Here is a 19,006-nt window from a genome sequence, read left to right on the forward strand (position 1 = left end):
CCGGCCGGGTCACCCCGACCGGCGTCGGCGGATCGTCTTGCCCAGCCAGATCAACGGGTCGTACTTGCGGTCCGCCGCCCGCTCCTTCAGCGGGATCAGCGCGTTGTCGGTGATGCGGATGTGTTCGGGGCAGACCTCGGTGCAGCACTTGGTGATGTTGCAGTAGCCCAGGCCGTGGTCGTCCTGGGCGGTGCTCTTGCGGTCCAGGCCCTCGTCCGCCGCCGCGTCCAGCGGGTGCATGTCCAGTTCGGCGATGCGCATCAGGAAGCGGGGGCCGGCGAACGCCTCCTTGTTCTCCTCGTGGTCGCGGACGACGTGGCAGGTGTCCTGGCAGAGGAAGCACTCGATGCACTTCCGGAACTCCTGGGAGCGGCCGACGTCCTCCTGCCGCATGCGGTACTCGCCGGGCTTGAGGTCGGCGGGCGGCACGAAGGACGGCACCTCGCGGGCCTTGGCGTAGTTGAAGGAGACGTCCGTGACCAGGTCGCGGATGACGGGGAAGGCCCGCATCGGGGTGACCGTGACCGTCTCCGCGCGGTCGAAGACGGACATCCGTGTCATGCACAGCAGCCGGGGCCGGCCGTTGATCTCCGCGCTGCAGGAACCGCACTTGCCGGCCTTGCAGTTCCAGCGCACGGCCAGGTCCGGCGCCTGGGTGGCCTGCAGCCGGTGGATGATGTCCAGCACCACCTCGCCCTCGTTGACCTCGACGGTGAAGTCGCCGAGGCTGCCGCCCGCAGCGTCCCCCCGCCACACCCTGAAGTGCGCGTCGTACGAACTCACGAGCTCAGCTCCTCGTCCGTCAGGTACTTCGCCAGTTCGTCCCGCTCGAACAGCTCCAGAAGGTCGGCGCGGATCGCCGGCGTCTCCCGCCGTTCCAATTGGATGTGGGCGAGCGCCGGGTCTTCGGGGAGTTCGGGGCGGCCGTCGTTCGTGGCCAGCCGGCACAGCAGGTTGACGCGGCGCCAGCGGCGGTCCATCTCGGGGTGGTCCTCGCGGGTGTGGCCGCCGCGGCTCTCCTTGCGCGTCAGCGCGGCCCGCGCCACGCACTCGCTGACCAGCAGCATGTTCCGCAGGTCGATGGAGAGGTGCCAGCCGGGGTTGTACTGCCGGTGGCCCTCCACCCCGGCCCGCCGCGCCCGCACCCGCAGGCCGGCCAGCTTCTCCAGCGCCTGCTCCATCTCCGACTGCCGCCGGATGATGCCCACCAGGTCGTTCATCGCCTGCTGGAGCTCCTGGTGCAGGGTGTACGGATTCTCCGCCGGACCCCCGGCGTGCAGCGTGTCCGCGCCCTCCGCGCTGAACGGCCGCAGCGCCTCCGCCTCGGCCACCTCGATCTCCCGCGGGTCCACGGCGGGCCGCAGCCCGTGCGTGAGCCCGGCCGCGTACTCCGCCGCGTACAGTCCAGCGCGCCGCCCGAAGACCAGCAGGTCGGAGAGGGAGTTGCCGCCGAGCCGGTTGGAGCCGTGCATGCCGCCGGCGACCTCGCCCGCGGCGAACAGCCCGGGGACGCCGGCCGCTGCCGCGGTGTCCGGGTCGACGTCCACGCCGCCCATGACGTAGTGGCAGGTCGGTCCGACCTCCATCGCCTCGGTCGTGATGTCCACGTCCGCCAGCTCCTTGAACTGGTGGTGCATGGAGGGCAGCCGGCGCCGGATCACCTCGGCCGGCATCCGCGTGGAGACGTCCAGGAAGACGCCGCCGTGCGGGGAGCCGCGGCCCGCCTTGACCTCGGCGTTGATGGCCCGCGCGACCTCGTCGCGGGGCAGCAGCTCGGGCGGCCGGCGGTTGCTGTCGGGGTCGTCGTACCAGCGGTCGCCCTCGTCCTCGGACTGCGCGTACTTCTCCTTGAAGACGTCCGGGATGTAGTCGAACATGAAGCGCTTGCCGTCGCTGTTGCGCAGCACCCCGCCGTCGCCGCGCACCGACTCGGTGACGAGGATGCCCTTCACCGACGGCGGCCAGACCATGCCGGTGGGGTGGAACTGCACGAACTCCATGTTGACGAGCGGCGCGCCCGCGAGCAGCGCCAGCGCGTGGCCGTCGCCCGTGTACTCCCACGAATTCGAGGTGACCTTGAAGGACTTGCCGATGCCGCCGGTGGCCAGCACCACGGCGGGTGCCTCCAGGACGAAGAACCGGCCGGACTCCCGCTCGTAACAGAACGTTCCTGCCACCCGGCCGTCCTCTTTCAATACGCGGGTGACCGTGCACTCCTGGAACACCTTCAGGCGCGCGTCGTATGCGCCGAACTCCCGCTCGTCCTCCTGCTGCAGCGAGACGATCTTCTGCTGGAGAGTGCGGATCAGCTCCAGGCCCGTACGGTCGCCGACGTGCGCGAGGCGCGGGTACTCGTGCCCGCCGAAGTTGCGCTGCGAGATGCGGCCGTCGGGCGTGCGGTCGAAGAGCGCGCCCCAGGTCTCCAGCTCCCAGACCCGGTCCGGGGCCTCGCGCGCGTGCAGCTCGGCCATCCGCCAGTGGTTCAGGAACTTCCCGCCGCGCATCGTGTCGCGGAAGTGGACCTTCCAGTTGTCGCCCTCGTTGACGTTGCCCATGCTGGCGGCGATGCCGCCCTCGGCCATGACCGTATGGGCCTTGCCGAAGAGCGACTTGCAGATCACCGCCGTCCGCATGCCCTGCTCGCGGGCCTCGATGGCGGCCCGCAGCCCGGCGCCGCCCGCGCCCACCACGACCACGTCCCAGGCCTGCCGTTCGACTTGCGTCATGAATTGCGCACCTTCCTGGAAGCTCTAGAAGAACCGCGGATCGTCGAAGGCCCCGACGGACAGCAGGTAGACGTAGAAGTCGGCGGCGGCCACGCTGATCAGCGAGGCCCAGGCGAGCGCCGCGTGCCGGGCGTTGAGCTTGCCGACCCAGCCCCACAGCCGGTAGCGCACGGGGTGCCTGGAGAAGTGCTTCAGGCGGCCGCCGACGATGTGCCGGCAGGAGTGGCAGGAGAGGGTGTAAGCCCAGATCAGCCCGATGTTGACGAGGAAGACCAGGCCGCCGAGCCCCATGTGACCCCACGCGTAGCTCGCGTCGCGGAAGGCGAGCACGGTGTCGTACGTCAGCACGCCCGCGACCAGCAGCGCGGCGTAGAAGAAGTACCGGTGGATGTTCTGCAGGATCAGCGGGAAGCGGGTCTCGCCGCTGTAGGTCTTGTGCGGCTCGGCGACCGCGCAGGCCGGGGGCGAGGCCCAGAAGCCGCGGTAGTACGCCTTGCGGTAGTAGTAGCAGGTCAGCCGGAAGCCCAGCGGGAAGATCAGGATCAGCAGCGCGGGGGACAGGCCCCACCAGCTGCCGAACAGGTCCCAGTTGGGGCCGTGCCGCATCGTCGCGCAGTTCTCCGCGAGGCAGGGGGAGTAGAACGGCGAGACGTAGGGCGCGTGGTAGTAGTCGGCGTTCGCGAACGCCCGCCACGTCGAGTACACGACGAACGCGAGCAGCCCGGCCGCGGTGCTCGCCGGGTACAGCCACCAGCGTTCGGTGCGCAGGTGACGGGCGGGGATGGCGGCGCGAGCGGGGCCGTGCACCCCGCTCGCGCCGGTTTTCGATGAAGGTTCGGTGCCTGTGGCCAACGTCGGTCTCCGTGAGCGGGGGGTGACAGGGCTGAGGGGGGACGGCCGGGCGTGAGTCGCTTGCGGTGCGCGGTGGTCGCGTCGCTACGGGGCGCGGCGGTCGCGGGCGCCCAGCCCCTCGTCCTCGGCGTCGGTCCACAGGGAGGCGTCGTACGGGGCGTCCGGGATGGTCACCATGTCGGACACCGCGCGGCCTTCCACCGGCCGGTCGCCGGAGTCGGTCGCGGACTGCGCGCGCAGCAGTTCGAGGCTTTCGCGCAGGTGCTCGGTGTCGCTGCGGACCCGGCGGATCTCCAGTCCGCCGCCGACCCGCTGCTCCAGGCGTCCCACCGAGCGGACCAGGTCGTCCAGGCTGCGCTGCACAGCCGTCAGATCATCGTGCAAGGACATGACGAGCCCTCACTTCCGAGGGTGCGGTCGGCAATCTCATGCGCCTGCGAGTGTCGCGCGTCACAGTCGCGGTTGGGAAGGGATTCGCCGGTATTCCGGGTCACGATGGCGCATAGGGGGGCGTGACCGGTCGTACCGGAATGCGTTGGGCCGGGCGGGTGGCCTTGGGGAGTAGGGCCGTCGTGTCGCCGGGGCGCGCGGCGCGCCGTCGTTTTGAGTGGACGGGCCATAGATGTGATGAGCCGCAAAGTCGGCCGAATGTGATCAGCGGCGGCGCCGCCGCACGGGCGAGCCCGGAGGTAACAGGATGACCGACGACGTCGGACCGCAGGGCGCGAGCGGCGGCCGGACGGCGGGCCGCGGGCGCCGCCGGGTCGCGCTCCTCACCGCGGGCGCGCTGCTCCCGCTGCCCGTACTGGCCGGCTGCAGCGGCGGTGACGAGGCGCGGCCGGCCGGCGCCGGGAGCCAGGACATCGCCCCGGCGGCCCCGGCGACGCTGCGCGACGGCGGCACGGTGCGCTGGGCCGTGGACGAGCTGCCCGGCACCTTCAACGCCTTCCAGGCGGACGCCGGCGAGAGCACGGACACGGTGGCGGGCGCCGTGCTGCCCGCGCTGTTCACCCTGGACGCCAACGGCGTGCCGCAGCACAACCCCGACTACCTCAAGGCCGCCGAGGTCACCCAGCGCGAGCCGAAGCAGGTCGTGCGGTACAGCCTCAACCCCGCGGCGCGCTGGAGCGACGGCCGGAGGATCTCGGCGGCCGACTTCGCCGCGCAGTGGAAGGCGCTGCGGGGCAGGAACGCCGCGTACTGGACGGCGCGCAACGCCGGTTACGACCGCATCGAGAAGGTCGAGCCGGGCGCCGGTCCCGGCGAGGTCCGGGTGACCTTCGACCGTCCGTACGCCGACTGGCAGTCGCTCTTCACGCCGCTGTACCCGAAGAGCGTCATGGGCAGCCCGGCGGCGTTCAACGACGGCGCGCGCAAGAAGCTCGCGAGCAGCGCCGGGCCGTTCCGGGTGAAGAAGCGGGACGCCGAGGCCGGCACGGTCACCCTCGTACGGAACGCGAAGTGGTGGGGCGCCCGGGCCCGGCTGAAGAAGATCGTGCTGACCGAGCTGCCCGCCACGAAGCGGCCCGCCGCGCTGGCCAAGGGGAAGATCGACGTCGCGGAGATCGACCGCGGCACGGCCAAGGAGCTCACCACGGCGAGCGGCGGGAACCAGCAGGCCGCCGTCGGGGACGACGCGCCGCGCGGCGCCGTCTCCGCCGACGCGCTGCGCCACCAGGCGCTGGCCCGCGGCACCGACGCCGAGCGCAAGGTGGAGCAGCGGCACCGCAAGGAGGCCGCGGCCGCCGCCGAGCGCCGCGCACAGCTGCGCGGCTACACCCTCCACCGCGCCCTCTCGCCGTCCTTCACGCAGCTCGCCCTCAACGGCAGCACGGGGCCGCTCACCGACGAGCGGGTCCGCCGCGCGGTGGCCCGCGCCATCGACCGCGGCGCGCTGGCGAAGGAGGTACTGGGCCCGCTCCGGCTGCCCGCGGCGCCGGTCGGCAGCCACCTGCTGCTCGCCGGGCAGCCCGGGTACCGCGACAACAGCGCCGCGCTGGGCGGCCAGGACACCGCCGCCGCCCAGGCGCTGCTGGCCGACGCGGGCTGGCGGATGCCGCAGGGCGGCGCCGAGGAGAAGACCGACGCGCAGCCCGGCGAGCGCGAGGCGCAGCAGCGGCGCAGCGCGGCGGACGGCGGCCGGACGGACGGGGAGAACGGGCGGACGGACGACGAGAAGGGTCGGACGGGCGACGGGAACGGGCAGCGGGACGCCGACGGCGCGCACGCCCCCGACGCGCCCGGCGCCCGGCAGCCGCACGGCGGCTCCGCCCGCTCCGGGGCCGACCGCCCGGCGGCCGGGCCCGCGGCCGGTCCCGCGACCGGTGCCGCCCCGCTCTCCGCGCTGACCGGCCCCGGGTCGGCGGGGCTCCAGCGGGTGGCGCTGCTGCGGCAGAGCGCGGCGCTGTACGACGCGGCGGCGCGCGCCGACCGGCGGCACGCCGCGGGGGACACCGGGTCGGCGGCGTACGCGTCGTACGAGCGGGCCAGCGGCCGGGCGGCGGACGCCTGGGACGCGGCCGACGTGCTGGCGGAGGCCGCCCAGCGGGAGCCCACCGCGCTCGCGGCCGGCTCCGGGCTGCCGGGCTGGGACGACACCAAGCCGGGCGCGGGCCGGGAGGTCGCGGGCACCGGGCCGGCCGGCCCGCTCAGCGCCATCCAGGCCCGGGAGGCCGCGGCCGCCGCCGAGCGGAACCGGCTCGCGGCCGCGGCCGAGCGGGCGGACGGGGCGGAGCGTGCGGACGGGGCCGCGGCACGGCAGCGGCCGGCCGCCCAGGGCGGCGCCCAGGCCGGGAACGCGCCGGGCGCGGACGACGAGAAGAACGCCCACGGCGACAAGGCCGGAAAGGCCGGCGAGGACGCCAGGACCGGCAAGGACGCCAAGGGCGGCGGGCACGCACACGGCAAGGACGACGCCGCGGCCCGCAAGAGCGCCGTCTTCGTGAAGAAGAACGGCCGGCCGCTCATGCTGCGCTTCGTCCTGCCCGACGGCCCCGGCACCGCCCAGCTCCGTACGGTGGCCGACCGGATCTCCGAAATGCTGATGAAGATCGGCGTACGGACGACCGTGCAGAAGGTGGCCGACAAGAGCTACTTCGAGGACCACATCGCGTCCGGCGACTACGACCTGGCGCTCTACTCCTGGCCCGGCAGCGCCTACCCGGCCACCGACGCCCGGCCCATCTACGCCAAGCCCCGGCCCGCCGCCGACGGCTCGCTGACCGTCGAGCAGAACTACACCCGGGTCGGTACCGACCGGATCGACCAGCTCTTCGACCAGGCGTCCGCCGAGCTCGACCCGGACGCGGCCCGGGACCTCGTCGGCCAGGCCGACCAGCGGATCTGGGCGGCCGCAGGATCGATCCCGCTGTACCGGCAGCCGCAGCTCGTCGCGGCCAGGTCCGGGCTGGCCAATGTGGGCGCTTTCGGCTTCGCGACGCCCGTCTACCAGGACATCGGTTACAAGAAGTAGCAGGTCAGGGCGGGTGCGAACGGGCTGGGGCGGCCAATGCCGCGCCAGCCCCGTACGATGGAGTGAGGCCGTGGCGTCTGCATGCCCGGCGGGCGCGCGTGCCGGACCGTACGCGCCGTCAACCACAATTCCGGGAGAAGCGCCGCAAGTGCCCACGCGCCACGACATTCGTAACGTCGCCATCGTCGCCCACGTCGACCACGGCAAGACCACCCTTGTCGACGCCATGCTCAAGCAGGCGGGAGCCTTCGCCGCGCACGCCGCCGAGAACCTCGACGAGCGCATGATGGACTCCAACGACCTGGAGCGTGAGAAGGGCATCACGATCCTCGCCAAGAACACCGCGGTGAAGTATCACCCGAAGGCCGGCGGGGACCCGATCACGATCAACATCATCGACACCCCCGGCCACGCCGACTTCGGCGGTGAGGTCGAGCGCGGTCTGTCGATGGTCGACGCGGTCGTCCTGCTGGTCGACGCCTCCGAGGGGCCGCTGCCGCAGACCCGCTTCGTGCTGCGCAAGGCGCTGGCCGCGAAGATGCCGGTCATCCTGTGCATCAACAAGACCGACCGCCCCGACTCCCGGATCGCCGAGGTCGTCGACGAGACGTACGACCTGTTCCTGGACCTGGACGCGGACGAGGACCAGATCGAGTTCCCGATCGTCTACGCCTGCGCCCGTGACGGCGTCGCGTCGCTGACCAAGCCGGAGGACGGCACCGTCCCGGCCGACAGCACGAACCTGGAGCCGTTCTTCACCGCGCTCCTGGAGACCGTCCCGGCCCCCGAGTACGACGAGGCCGCGCCGCTGCAGGCCCACGTCACCAACCTCGACGCGGACAACTTCCTCGGCCGTATCGCGCTGCTCCGCGTCGAGCAGGGCGAGCTGCGCAAGGGCCAGACGGTCGCGTGGATGAAGCGCGACGGCTCGATCCAGAACGTCCGCATCACCGAGCTGATGATGACCGAGGCGCTGACCCGCAAGCCGGCCGAGGTGGCGGGCCCCGGTGACATCTGCGCCGTCGCCGGTATCCCCGACATCATGATCGGCGAGACGCTGGCCGACCCGGAGAACCCGGTCGCGCTGCCGCTGATCACGGTCGACGAGCCCGCGATCTCGATGACCATCGGTACGAACACCTCGCCGCTGGTCGGCCGCGGCGGCACGGGCAAGGGCGCGGACGCCAAGGCCGCGGTCAAGGACCGCAAGGTCACCGCCCGCCAGGTGAAGGACCGCCTGGAGCGCGAGCTGATCGGTAACGTCTCGCTGCGCGTGCTGGACACCGAGCGCCCCGACGCCTGGGAGGTGCAGGGCCGCGGTGAGCTGGCGCTGGCCATCCTGGTCGAGCAGATGCGCCGTGAGGGCTTCGAGATGACCATCGGCAAGCCGCAGGTGGTCACCAAGGAGGTCGACGGCAAGACCTACGAGCCGACCGAGCGCATGACCATCGACGTGCCCGAGGAGCACATGGGCGCGGTCACGCAGCTCATGGGCGTCCGCAAGGGCCGGATGGACAACATGTCCAACCACGGCTCCGGCTGGGTCCGCATGGAGTTCATCGTGCCGTCCCGCGGTCTGATCGGCTTCCGTACGGAGTTCCTGACCAACACCCGCGGCACCGGCATCGCGCACTCGATCCACGAGGGCCACGAGCCCTGGTTCGGCACGCTGACGACCCGTAACAACGGCTCCCTGGTCGCCGACCGCTCCGGTTCGGTCACCGCCTTCGCGATGACCAACCTCCAGGAGCGCGGTGTGCTCTTCACCGAGCCCGGCACCGAGGTGTACGAGGGCATGATCGTCGGCGAGAACAGCCGCGCCGACGACATGGACGTCAACATCACCAAGGAGAAGAAGCTCACCAACATGCGCTCCTCCTCGGCCGACTCCTTCGAGGCGATCGTGCCGCCGCGCAAGCTCTCCCTGGAGCAGTCCCTGGAGTTCTGCCGCGACGACGAGTGCGTCGAGGTCACCCCGGAGGCCGTCCGCATCCGCAAGGTGAACCTGGACGCCCGCGAGCGCGCCCGCGCCGCCTCGCGCGCCAAGCACAACTGACGCGCCCCGCAGTCCCGTCCGACGGCCCGGCCCCGCACAGCGCGGGGGCCGGGCCGTCGGCGTGTGCGCCGCGACCGGCCGCCTGACCGCCGGCCCACCGCGCCACCCGCCCAACGGCGGGTCCTTACCCCGCCGGTTGGCGGGGTGTCAAGAGTGCCTGAACCCCGCACAGTTCGGCGGCCGTTCGGATGGCGGACGGAGTGTGAGCGGACGGTGGCATGGAGTCCCTTTCGTTCCCGTCTGGATAGATTGGTTTGTCCGGATTCCGAACCGGTCTCTCCGCGATGTGACCAAAAAGTAACCACTAACTCGTGGCTTATGGGGCGAACGTGACTGAGGATGGGGGCTATTGAGCTCGGGTCAATGGGTCACGCGCTGTGCAAGGCGCCGACTCACGAGCATCGGGGGCTGGTCGCGCGCTGTCAGGGGTGTCAGCGGACGGCCGGCTCCTTTCCATGTCACGAATGGACTCATGAGGAGGCAGTCCCATGCGCGGTGCCAGAAGCGCCACTTGGGTCGCAGGAGCCATAGCCATCGCCCTCGGTGTGACGGCGTGCGGCGGAAGCGGTGACAGCGCGGGTTCCGAGGCCGGAGTCGTACGGTCCGCCTGGGGCGACCCGCAGAACCCGCTGGAGCCCGCCAACACCACTGAGGTGCAGGGCGGCAAGGTCCTGGACATGATCTTCCAGAACCTCAAGAAGTACGACCCGGAGACCGGCGCGGCCACGAACGACGCCGCCGAGTCCATCGACACCAAGGACCAGCAGACCTTCACCATCAAGGTGAAGAAGGGCCTGACGTTCTCCAACGGCGAGCCGCTGACCGCCAACTCCTTCGTCGACGCCTGGAATTACGGCGCGCTGGCCACCAACCAGCAGAAGAACAGCTACTTCTTCGCCGACATCGAGGGCTACGACAAGGTCGCCCCGGCCAAGGGCAAGCCGACCGCGAAGACCCTGTCGGGCCTGAAGGTCGTCGACGACCACACCTTCACGGTCAAGCTGACCCAGAAGATGTCGACCTGGCCGATCCGCCTGGGCTACAAGGCGTTCGCGCCGCTGCCGAAGAAGTTCTTCACGGACCACAAGGGCTACCTGGACAAGCCCATCGGCAACGGCCCGTACGCGGTCGCCTCGTACCAGAAGGGCACGCAGATGAAGCTCGTGCCCAACAAGAAGTACAAGGGCGACGACGCGCCGCAGAACAAGGGCGTGCTGCTGAAGGTCTACACGGACTCCAACACCGCCTACTCCGACCTGCAGGCCGGCAACATCGACGTGCTCGACAGCCTGCCCGCCGAGCAGATCAAGAACGCCAAGACCGACCTGCAGGGCAACTACGTCTCGCAGCCGGCCGGCATCAACCAGACCATCACCTTCCCGGTCGACAAGGGCGCGTGGAGCAAGCCGGGCATGGAGAAGGTCCGCAAGGGCATCTCCATGGCGATCGACCGCAAGCAGATCACCGAGAAGATCTACAACGGCACGCGTACGCCGGCCACCGACCTCACCTCCCCGGTGCTCGGTGCCGCCAACGGCTACAGCAAGGACGTCTGCGGCGACGCCTGCACGTACAACCCCACCGAGGCCAAGAAGCTCATCAAGGAGGGCGGCGGCCTCCCCGGCGGGAAGATGACCATCAGCTACAACGCGGACAAGGACTCCCACAAGGAGTGGGTGGACGCGGTCTGCAACAGCGTCAACAAGGTGCTGGGCGACGACAAGGCGTGCGTGGGCAACCCCGTGGGCACCTTCGGCGACTTCCGCAGCCAGATCACCAAGGGCGAGATGACCAGCGGCTTCCGCGCCGGCTGGCAGATGGACTACCCGCAGATCGAGAACTTCCTGACGCCGCTGTACGCCACCGGCGCCAGCTCCAACGACTCGCACTGGAGCAACAAGAAGTTCGACGACCTGCTGAAGCAGGCCGCGGCCGAGCCGGACACCAAGAAGGCGACCAAGCTCTACCAGGACGCCGAGAAGCTGGTGTTCGACGACATGGTCTCCATCCCGCTCTTCTACCAGAACGGCGTCGCCGGCTGGTCGCAGAACGTCTCCGACGTCAAGCTCGACGCCTTCAGCGTCCCGGTCTACACCCAGATCAAGGTCAAGAGCTGACCCGACGCAGCCCCTGAGCGGGCCGCACCGAACCAACCGCTCACGGCGGCAGGGAGCAGCCGGTCACCCGCGCCTCTTCGAAGTCGAGGAGGCCCCGGGCCCGGCTGCCCCCGCGTCGGCGCATTTCTGGAGGACACATGGGGCGCTACGTCGTGCGACGACTGCTCCAGATGGTGCCGGTCTTCATCGGCACCACTTTCCTGATCTTCGTCATGGTCTACGCGCTCGGCGATCCCGTCGCGGCCATGTTCGGAGACCGGACCCCCGACCCGGCGACCGCCGCCCAGATCCGGGAGTCCCTGCACCTGAACGACCCGCTGTGGAGCCAGTACCTGCAGTACATGGCGGGCATCTTCCAGGGCGACTTCGGCACGGCCTTCAACGGCCGCCCGGTCATCGAGCTGATGGGGGACGCCTTCCCCAACACCATCCAGCTCACCCTGGTCGCCTTCGTCATCGAGCTGGTGGTGGGCGTCGGGCTCGGCGTCGTCGCGGGTATGCGCCGCGGCCGTCTGATCGACACCGGCGTGCTGGTCCTCACCCTGTTCGTGATCTCCATCCCGACCTTCGTCACCGGCTATCTGCTGCAGTACTTCGTCGGCGTGAAGTGGGGCGCGCTGCCCCCGTCGGTCTCCACCGAGGTGCGCTTCGAGGAGCTGATCCTCCCCGGCATCGTCCTCGCGGGCGTCTCGCTGGCGTACGTGGCCCGGCTGACCCGCACCTCCATCGCGGAGAACATCCGCTCCGACTACATCCGCACCGCCACCGCCAAGGGCCTGCCGCGCCGCCGCGTGATCAGCGTGCACCTGCTGCGCAACTCCCTGATCCCGGTCGTCACCTTCCTCGGCACCGACATCGGCGGCCTGATGGCCGGCGCCATCGTCACCGAGCGGATCTTCAACCTCCAGGGCGTCGGCTACCAGCTCTACCAGGGCATCCTGCGGCAGAACGCGCCGACCGTCGTCGGCTTCGTGACCGTGCTCGTGGTCGTCTTCCTCGCCGCCAACCTGCTCGTCGACCTGCTCTACGCGGTCCTGGACCCGAGGATCCGGTATGCCTGACGTGATTGACCCCAGCGCCCACACCGCGGCGGCCGTGGCGGCCTCCGAGGTCGTGCGGGGCGAGCAGCAGGACAAGGCCCGCTCCCTCTGGGGCGACGCCTGGACGGACCTGCGCCGTAACCCGATCTTCTACATCTCCGCCGTACTGATCCTCTTCCTCGTCGTCGTCTCGATCTGGCCGAGCCTGCTGACGAGCACCAGCCCGTACGCCTGCGACGTCTCCAAGTCCGCACAGGGCGCGGCCCCCGGCCACCCCTTCGGCTTCGACAAGCAGGGCTGCGATGTCTACGCCCGTACGGTCTACGGCGCCCGCGCCTCCGTCACCGTCGGCATCTGCACCACCCTCCTCGCCGCCGTCCTCGGCTGCGTCATGGGCGGCCTGGCCGGCTTCTTCGGCGGCTGGTGGGACTCGCTGCTCTCCCGGATCGGCGACATCTTCTTCGGCATCCCGATCCTGCTCGGCGGCATCGTCTTCCTGTCCGTCGTCAAGGGCGGCTCGATCTTCACGGTCGTGCTGCTGATGGCCGTGCTCGGCTGGCCGCAGATCGCGCGTATCGCGCGCGGCGCGGTGATCACCGCCAAGCAGCAGGACTACGTGCAGGCGGCCCGCGCGCTCGGCGCGTCCACCCCGCGCATGCTGCTCCGGCACATCGCGCCGAACGCCCTCGCGCCCGTCATCGTCGTGGCGACCATCGCGCTCGGTACGTACATCTCGCTGGAAGCCACTCTGTCGTTCCTCGGCGTCGGCCTGAAGCCGCCGACGGTCTCCTGGGGCATCGACATCTCCCAGGCCGCCACCCAGATCCGTAACGCGCCGCACACCCTGCTGTACCCGGCGGGCGCGCTGTCTCTTACGGTGCTGGCGTTCATCATGCTCGGCGACGCGGTGCGCGACGCCCTCGACCCCAAGCTGCGCTGAGGGAGGCGTACGTGACCACCACCGAGAAGACCGCGGCCGTGCCCGGGCCGCGGACCCCGGAAGCGGCCGGTTCGCCGCTGCTCCAGGTCCGCGACCTGCACGTCGAATTCCACACCCGGGACGGCGTCGTCAAGGCCGTCAACGGCGTCGACTACAGCGTGAGCGCGGGCGAGACGCTCGCCGTGCTCGGCGAGTCCGGCTCCGGCAAGTCCGTCACCGCCCAGGCGATCATGGGCATCCTCGACATGCCGCCGGCGAGGATCCCGCAGGGCGAGATCCTCTTCCGCGGCCAGGACATGCTGACGATGTCCGGCGAGCAGCGCCGGAAGATCCGCGGCGCCAAGATCGCCATGATCTTCCAGGACGCGCTGTCCTCCCTGAACCCGGTGCTCTCCGTCGGCTACCAGCTCGGCGAGATGTTCCGCGTCCACCAGGGTCTGTCCAAGAAGGCCGCGAAGGCCAAGTCCATCGAGCTGATGGACAAGGTCAGGATCCCGGCGGCCGCCAACCGCGTGGGGGACTATCCGCACCAGTTCTCCGGCGGTATGCGCCAGCGCATCATGATCGCGATGGCGCTCGCCCTGGAACCGGACCTGATCATCGCCGACGAGCCCACCACGGCCCTCGACGTGACCGTCCAGGCCCAGGTCATGGACCTCCTCGCGGAGCTGCAGCGCGAGTACCACATGGGCCTGATCCTCATCACCCACGACCTCGGCGTGGTCGCGGACGTGGCCGACAAGATCGCGGTGATGTACGCGGGCCGCATCGTCGAGCAGGCACCCGTGGGCGAGCTGTACAAGAAGCCCGCGCACCCCTACACCCGCGGCCTGCTGGACTCCATCCCGCGCCTGGACCAGAAGGGCCAGGAGCTGTACGCGATCAAGGGCCTGCCGCCCAACCTGCTGAACGCCCCCGGCGGCTGCGCGTTCCACCCGCGCTGCCCCAAGGCGCAGGACATCTGCCGTACGGACGTCCCGGCGCTCGCCCCGGTCGCCGAGGGCCGCGGCAGCGCCTGCCACTTCTGGAAGGAGACGCTCCATGGCTGAGTCCGTCACGAAGAGCACGGACCGCGAGCCGATCCTCCAGGTCCGCAACCTGGTGAAGCACTTCCCGCTCACCCAGGGCGTCCTCTTCAAGAAGCAGGTCGGCGCGGTCAAGGCGGTCGACGGGATCTCCTTCGACCTGTACCGCGGCGAGACGCTCGGCATCGTCGGCGAGTCCGGCTGCGGCAAGTCCACCGTCGCCAAGCTCCTGATGAACCTGGAGCGGGCGACCGCCGGCGAGGTCTTCTACAAGGGCGAGGACATCACCAAGCTCACCGGCCGCGCCCTGAAGGCCGTCCGCCGCAACATCCAGATGGTCTTCCAGGACCCCTACACGTCGCTCAACCCGCGCATGACGGTCGGCGACATCATCGGCGAGCCCTTCGACATCCACCCCGAGGTGGCCCCGAAGGGCGACCGCCGGCGCAAGGTCCAGGAGCTGCTGGACGTGGTCGGGCTGAACCCGGAGTACCTCAACCGGTACCCGCACCAGTTCTCCGGCGGCCAGCGCCAGCGCATCGGCATCGCCCGCGGCCTCGCGCTCAACCCCGAGATCATCATCTGCGACGAGCCGGTCTCCGCGCTCGACGTCTCGGTACAGGCCCAGGTCATCAACCTGATGGCCCGCCTTCAGGACGAGTACGACCTCTCCTACCTCTTCATCGCGCACGACCTCTCCGTCGTCCGGCACATCTCCGACCGCGTCGGCGTGATGTACCTGGGCCGGATGGCCGAGATCGGCACGGACGAGGAGATCTACGAGCACCCCACCCACCCGTACACCCAGGCCCTCCTCTCGGCCGTCCCGGTCCCCGACCCGGAGGCCCGCGGCGGGCGTGAGCGGATCATCCTCAGCGGCGACGTGCCCTCCCCGGCCAACCCGCCGTCCGGCTGCCGCTTCCGCACCCGCTGCTGGAAGGCCCAGGACAAGTGCGCCGAGGAGACCCCTCTCCTCGCCGTCCCCGAGGTCCTGAAGGACACCGACTCCCTCGCGGCCCACGAGTCGGCCTGCCACTTCGCGGAGGAGAAGGACGTGGTGGGCGCGGCCTGACGCCCGCACTTCCACCTTCGAGGCGCCCGGAGCACTCCGCTCCGGGCGCTTCGTGCGTTCGGGGGGATTGTGCGGCGTGGCGTGCTCGGACGGGGGAGGTCCGGGTGCGGGGGCGCCTTCTCTGGGCTGTTATGTGGGCCTACGTACCTATTGGTCGGAGGAGGCACCGGATGCGTGGAGCCACCCGTGCGAAGTGGGCGGTGGGAACGGTGGCCGTCGCCCTCGTGGCGACGGCGTGTGGTGGCGGCGGGGGCGGCGGTGGCGGGGACGGCAAGGGGGTCCTCAGCTCGTCCTGGGGGGACCCGCAGAACCCCCTGGAGCCCGCCAATACGAACGAGGTGCAGGGCGGCAAGGTCCTCGACATGATCTTCCGGGGGCTCAAGCGGTACGACCCGGAGACCGGCGCGGCCAAGGACATGCTCGCCCAGAAGATCGAGACCAAGGATCAGCAGAATTACACGGTCACGATCAAAAAGGGCTGGAAGTTCAGTAATGGGGAGCCGGTCACCGCGCGGTCGTTCGTGGATGCCTGGAATTACGGGGCGCTGATCGACAACAACCAGAAGAACGCGTATTTCTTCGGGTACATCGAGGGGTACGAGAAGGTTCATCCGGAGAGCGGCAAGTCCAGCGCCAAGACGCTTTCCGGGCTGAAGGTGAAGGACGACCGGACCTTTACCGTGCGGCTCAACCAGAAGTTCTCCACCTGGCCGCAGACGCTCGGCTATCCCGCCTTCGCGCCGCTGCCGCGCGCCTTCTTCAAGGACCACGACGGCTGGCTGAAGAAGCCGGTCGGGAACGGGCCGTACAAGGTCGAGTCCTACACCAAGGGCTCGGCGATGAAGCTGCGGAAGTGGGGCGGGTACAAGGGCCCGGACAAGGCCCGGAACGGCGGCGTGGACCTGCGGGTCTACACCGACAACAACACCGCCTACACCGATCTGCAGGCCGGCAATCTCGACCTCAGCGACGACATTCCCGCCGCGCAGCTGAAGAACGCGAAGGCGGACCTCGGTGACCGGTACATCAATCAGCCCGCCGGGATCATCCAGACCCTGACCTTTCCCATGTACGACCCGAAGTGGGGGTCGGAGAAGATGGCGAAGGTACGGCAGGGGCTGTCCATGGCCATCGACCGCAAGACGATCACGCGGCAGATCTTCCAGAACACCCGCACCCCGGCCAGTGACTGGACCTCGCCGGTGCTCAAGGCCGACGGCGGGTATCAGGCAGGGCTGTGCGGAAAGGCGTGCGAGTACAAGCCGGCCGAGGCGCGCAAGCTCATCAAGGAGGGCGGCGGGCTGCCCGGCGGCAAGGTCACCGTCACGTACAACGCCGACACCGGCTCGCACAAGGACTGGGTCGACGCGCTCTGCAACAGCGTCAACAAGGTGCTGAAGAACGACAAGGCGTGCGTGGGAAATCCGGTGGGGACCTTCGCGGATTACCGGAATCAGATCACGGCGAAGAAGATGAAGGGGCCGTTCCGGGCCGGGTGGCAGATGGACTATCCGCTCATTCAGAACTTCCTGCAGCCGATGTACTACACCGACGCCTCCTCCAACGACGGAAAGTACAGCAACAAGCGGTTCGACAAGCTGGTCGACGCGGCCAACGCGGAGACCGACCGGCAGGCGGCGGTGCAGAAGTTCCAGGACGCGGAGAAGGTGCTGGCGAAGGACATGCCGGTGATCCCGCTCTGGTACCAGAACGGCAGCGGCGGCTACACCGACCGGCTGAGCGATGTGAGACTCAATCAGTTCAGCGTGCCCGTCTACGACCGGATCAAGGTCGGCAGCTGACCTCATGGGACGCTACGTCATCCGGCGGCTGCTCCAGATGATCCCGGTGTTCATCGGCAGCACGTTCCTGATCTTCTTCATGGTGTACGCGCTGGGGGACCCGGTCGCCGCGATGTTCGGCGACCGCGCCCCCGACCCCGCCACCGCGGCGCGCATCCGCGAGGAACTCCTCCTCGACCAGCCGCTGTGGAAGCAGTACCTGCACTACATGGGCCAGATCTTCCGCGGGGACTTCGGCACCGCCTTCAACGGGCAGCCGGTCACCGAGCTGATGGGCACCGCCTTCCCGGTCACCCTGCGGCTGACCCTGGTCGCCATCGTCATCGAGATCATCGTCGGCATCACCCTCGGGGTGCTGAGCGGGCTGCGCCGCGGGCGCGCGCTGGACACCTCGGTCCTCGTCTTCACCCTGGTCGTGGTGTCCATCCCGACCTTCGTCAGCGGCTATGTGCTGCAGTTCCTGCTGGGCGTGAAGTGGGGCTGGGTGAAGCCGACGGTCTCCACCGACGCGTATCTGGACGAGCTGCTGCTGCCCGGCGTGGTGCTCGCGCTGGTCTCCCTCGCGTACGTCACCCGGCTGACCCGCACCTCGCTCGCAGAGAACGCCCGCGCGGACTATGTGCGGACGGCGGTGGCCAAGGGGCTGCCGCGGCGCCGGGTCGTCACCCGGCACCTGCTGCGGAACTCGCTGATCCCGGTGATCACCTTCATCGGCACGGACATCGGCCAGCTGATGGGCGGCGCCATCGTCACCGAGCGGATCTTCAACATCCACGGCGTCGGCTTCCAGCTCTACCAGGGCATCCTGCGGCAGAACTCGCCCACCGTCGTCGGCTTCGTCACCGTCCTCGTGCTGGTCTTCCTCTTCGCCAACCTCGTCGTCGACCTGCTGTACGCCGTCCTCGACCCGAGGATCCGCTATGCCTGAGCGCTACGTACCCAAAGAAGCGGTCACCCACGGGGACGGCGGCCCCACCGCCCTGGCGATGGCCGAGGCGGAGACGCTGGAGGGCGGCCGGAACGGCCGGGGCGGGAGCCCGCGCGACAAGCCGCGCAGCCTGTGGGGCGACGCCTGGCGCGACCTGCGGCGCAACCCCGTCTTCCTGGTCTCGGCTCTGATCATCCTCTTCCTGGTCGTCATCGCGATCTGGCCGCAGCTGATCGCCGACGGGAACCCCTACCGCGCGGACCTCTCCAAGGCCCAGGAAGGCTCCGCGCCCGGCCACCCCTTCGGCTTCGACACCCAGGGGCGGGACGTCTACACCCGTACCGTCTACGGCGCGCGCGCCTCCATCACCGTCGGCGTCTGCGCCACCGCGGGCGCGGCCCTCCTCGGCAGCGTCCTCGGCGGTCTCGCCGGCTTCTTCGGCGGCTGGTGGGACGCGCTGCTCTCGCGCCTCGCCGACATCTTCTTCGGCATCCCCGTGCTGCTCGGCGGCCTGGTCTTCCTGTCCGTCGTGACCAGCAAGACGGTGTGGCCCGTGGTCGGCTTCATCGTGCTGCTCGGCTGGCCGCAGATCGCCCGGATCGCCCGCGGCTCCGTCGTCACCGCCAAACAGAACGACTACGTCCAGGCCGCGCGGGCGCTCGGCGCCTCCCCCGGCCGGCTGCTGCTCCGCCACATCGCGCCCAACGCCGTGGCCCCCGTCATCGTCGTCGCCACCATCGCGCTGGGCACCTACATCTCCCTGGAGGCCACGCTGTCCTACCTCGGCGCGGGCCTGAAGCCGCCCACCGTCTCCTGGGGCATCGACATCTCCACCGCCTCCACCTACATCCGCAACGCGCCGCACATGCTGCTGTACCCGGCGGGCGCGCTGTCGATCACGGTGCTGGCGTTCATCATGCTCGGCGACGCGGTGCGCGACGCCCTCGACCCCAAGCTGCGCTGAGGAGGCGGAGAC

At 70.0% G+C, this 19,006-nt stretch carries 14 protein-coding genes; 10 read left to right on the top strand and 4 right to left on the bottom strand.

All coding sequences use genetic code 11. From position 1 onward, the window contains the following. Positions 1-9 precede the first annotated feature (9 nt). The 4 genes from ACZ4MH_RS17240 to ACZ4MH_RS17255 all read right to left on the bottom strand — a co-directional run bounded on the left by ACZ4MH_RS17240 (position 10) and on the right by ACZ4MH_RS17255 (position 3,968). Positions 10-783 carry a succinate dehydrogenase/fumarate reductase iron-sulfur subunit gene (locus ACZ4MH_RS17240; RefSeq protein ID WP_351599152.1) on the bottom strand — a complete coding sequence of 258 codons (774 nt, stop codon included), beginning with the start codon at positions 781-783 and terminating at the stop codon, positions 10-12. After that, a complete protein-coding gene (locus ACZ4MH_RS17245; RefSeq protein WP_351599153.1) occupies positions 780-2,726 on the bottom strand; it encodes a fumarate reductase/succinate dehydrogenase flavoprotein subunit in 1,947 nt (648 codons plus the stop codon). The genes ACZ4MH_RS17240 and ACZ4MH_RS17245 overlap by 4 nt, the downstream gene beginning before the upstream one ends. Positions 2,727-2,750: 24 nt before the next feature. Further along, positions 2,751-3,578: a hypothetical protein gene (locus ACZ4MH_RS17250; protein WP_351599154.1), complete on the bottom strand. Its 828-nt coding sequence runs from the start codon at positions 3,576-3,578 to the stop codon at positions 2,751-2,753. 84 nt (positions 3,579-3,662) lie between these two features. Beyond that, positions 3,663-3,968: a hypothetical protein gene (locus tag ACZ4MH_RS17255; protein WP_351599155.1), complete on the bottom strand. Its 306-nt coding sequence runs from the start codon at positions 3,966-3,968 to the stop codon at positions 3,663-3,665. Between the two features lie 307 nt (positions 3,969-4,275). Here ACZ4MH_RS17255 and ACZ4MH_RS17260 point away from each other — a divergent pair, with 307 nt between their 5' ends. The 10 genes from ACZ4MH_RS17260 to ACZ4MH_RS17305 all read left to right on the top strand — a co-directional run bounded on the left by ACZ4MH_RS17260 (position 4,276) and on the right by ACZ4MH_RS17305 (position 18,994). Beyond that, complete coding sequence (locus tag ACZ4MH_RS17260; protein WP_467754548.1) at positions 4,276-7,050, top strand: ABC transporter substrate-binding protein; 2,775 nt, start codon at positions 4,276-4,278, stop codon at positions 7,048-7,050. Positions 7,051-7,198: 148 nt separating this feature from the next. Further along, positions 7,199-9,106 (top strand): translational GTPase TypA, encoded by a 1,908-nt coding sequence (gene typA / locus ACZ4MH_RS17265; RefSeq protein WP_351602202.1) that lies wholly within the window; start codon positions 7,199-7,201, stop codon positions 9,104-9,106. A gap of 488 nt (positions 9,107-9,594) precedes the next feature. Continuing rightward, the gene (locus ACZ4MH_RS17270; protein WP_351599156.1) at positions 9,595-11,223 is read left to right on the top strand and encodes a peptide ABC transporter substrate-binding protein; all 1,629 of its coding nucleotides are present in this window, start codon (positions 9,595-9,597) and stop codon (positions 11,221-11,223) included. A 137-nt stretch (positions 11,224-11,360) separates the two neighbouring features. Further along, on the top strand, positions 11,361-12,284 hold the full coding sequence (locus ACZ4MH_RS17275) for an ABC transporter permease (protein WP_351599157.1): 924 nt from the start codon (positions 11,361-11,363) through the stop codon (positions 12,282-12,284). Next, positions 12,277-13,203 (top strand): ABC transporter permease, encoded by a 927-nt coding sequence (locus ACZ4MH_RS17280; protein ID WP_351599158.1) that lies wholly within the window; start codon positions 12,277-12,279, stop codon positions 13,201-13,203. The genes ACZ4MH_RS17275 and ACZ4MH_RS17280 overlap by 8 nt, the downstream gene beginning before the upstream one ends. 11 nt (positions 13,204-13,214) lie before the next feature. After that, positions 13,215-14,252, top strand: coding sequence for an ABC transporter ATP-binding protein (locus ACZ4MH_RS17285; RefSeq protein ID WP_351599159.1), 1,038 nt, complete (start codon positions 13,215-13,217; stop codon positions 14,250-14,252). Beyond that, complete coding sequence (locus ACZ4MH_RS17290) at positions 14,245-15,300, top strand: ABC transporter ATP-binding protein (protein WP_351599160.1); 1,056 nt, start codon at positions 14,245-14,247, stop codon at positions 15,298-15,300. Before ACZ4MH_RS17285 ends, ACZ4MH_RS17290 begins: the two co-directional genes overlap by 8 nt. A gap of 170 nt (positions 15,301-15,470) precedes the next feature. Further along, positions 15,471-17,102 (top strand): peptide ABC transporter substrate-binding protein, encoded by a 1,632-nt coding sequence (locus ACZ4MH_RS17295; RefSeq protein WP_351599161.1) that lies wholly within the window; start codon positions 15,471-15,473, stop codon positions 17,100-17,102. Positions 17,103-17,106: 4 nt separating this feature from the next. Then, the gene (locus ACZ4MH_RS17300) at positions 17,107-18,030 is read left to right on the top strand and encodes an ABC transporter permease (protein ID WP_351599162.1); all 924 of its coding nucleotides are present in this window, start codon (positions 17,107-17,109) and stop codon (positions 18,028-18,030) included. Beyond that, positions 18,023-18,994 carry an ABC transporter permease gene (locus ACZ4MH_RS17305; RefSeq protein ID WP_351599163.1) on the top strand — a complete coding sequence of 324 codons (972 nt, stop codon included), beginning with the start codon at positions 18,023-18,025 and terminating at the stop codon, positions 18,992-18,994. Before ACZ4MH_RS17300 ends, ACZ4MH_RS17305 begins: the two co-directional genes overlap by 8 nt. Positions 18,995-19,006: the final 12 nt, after the last annotated feature.

Source organism: Streptomyces sp. NPDC026301 (assembly GCF_055567935.1).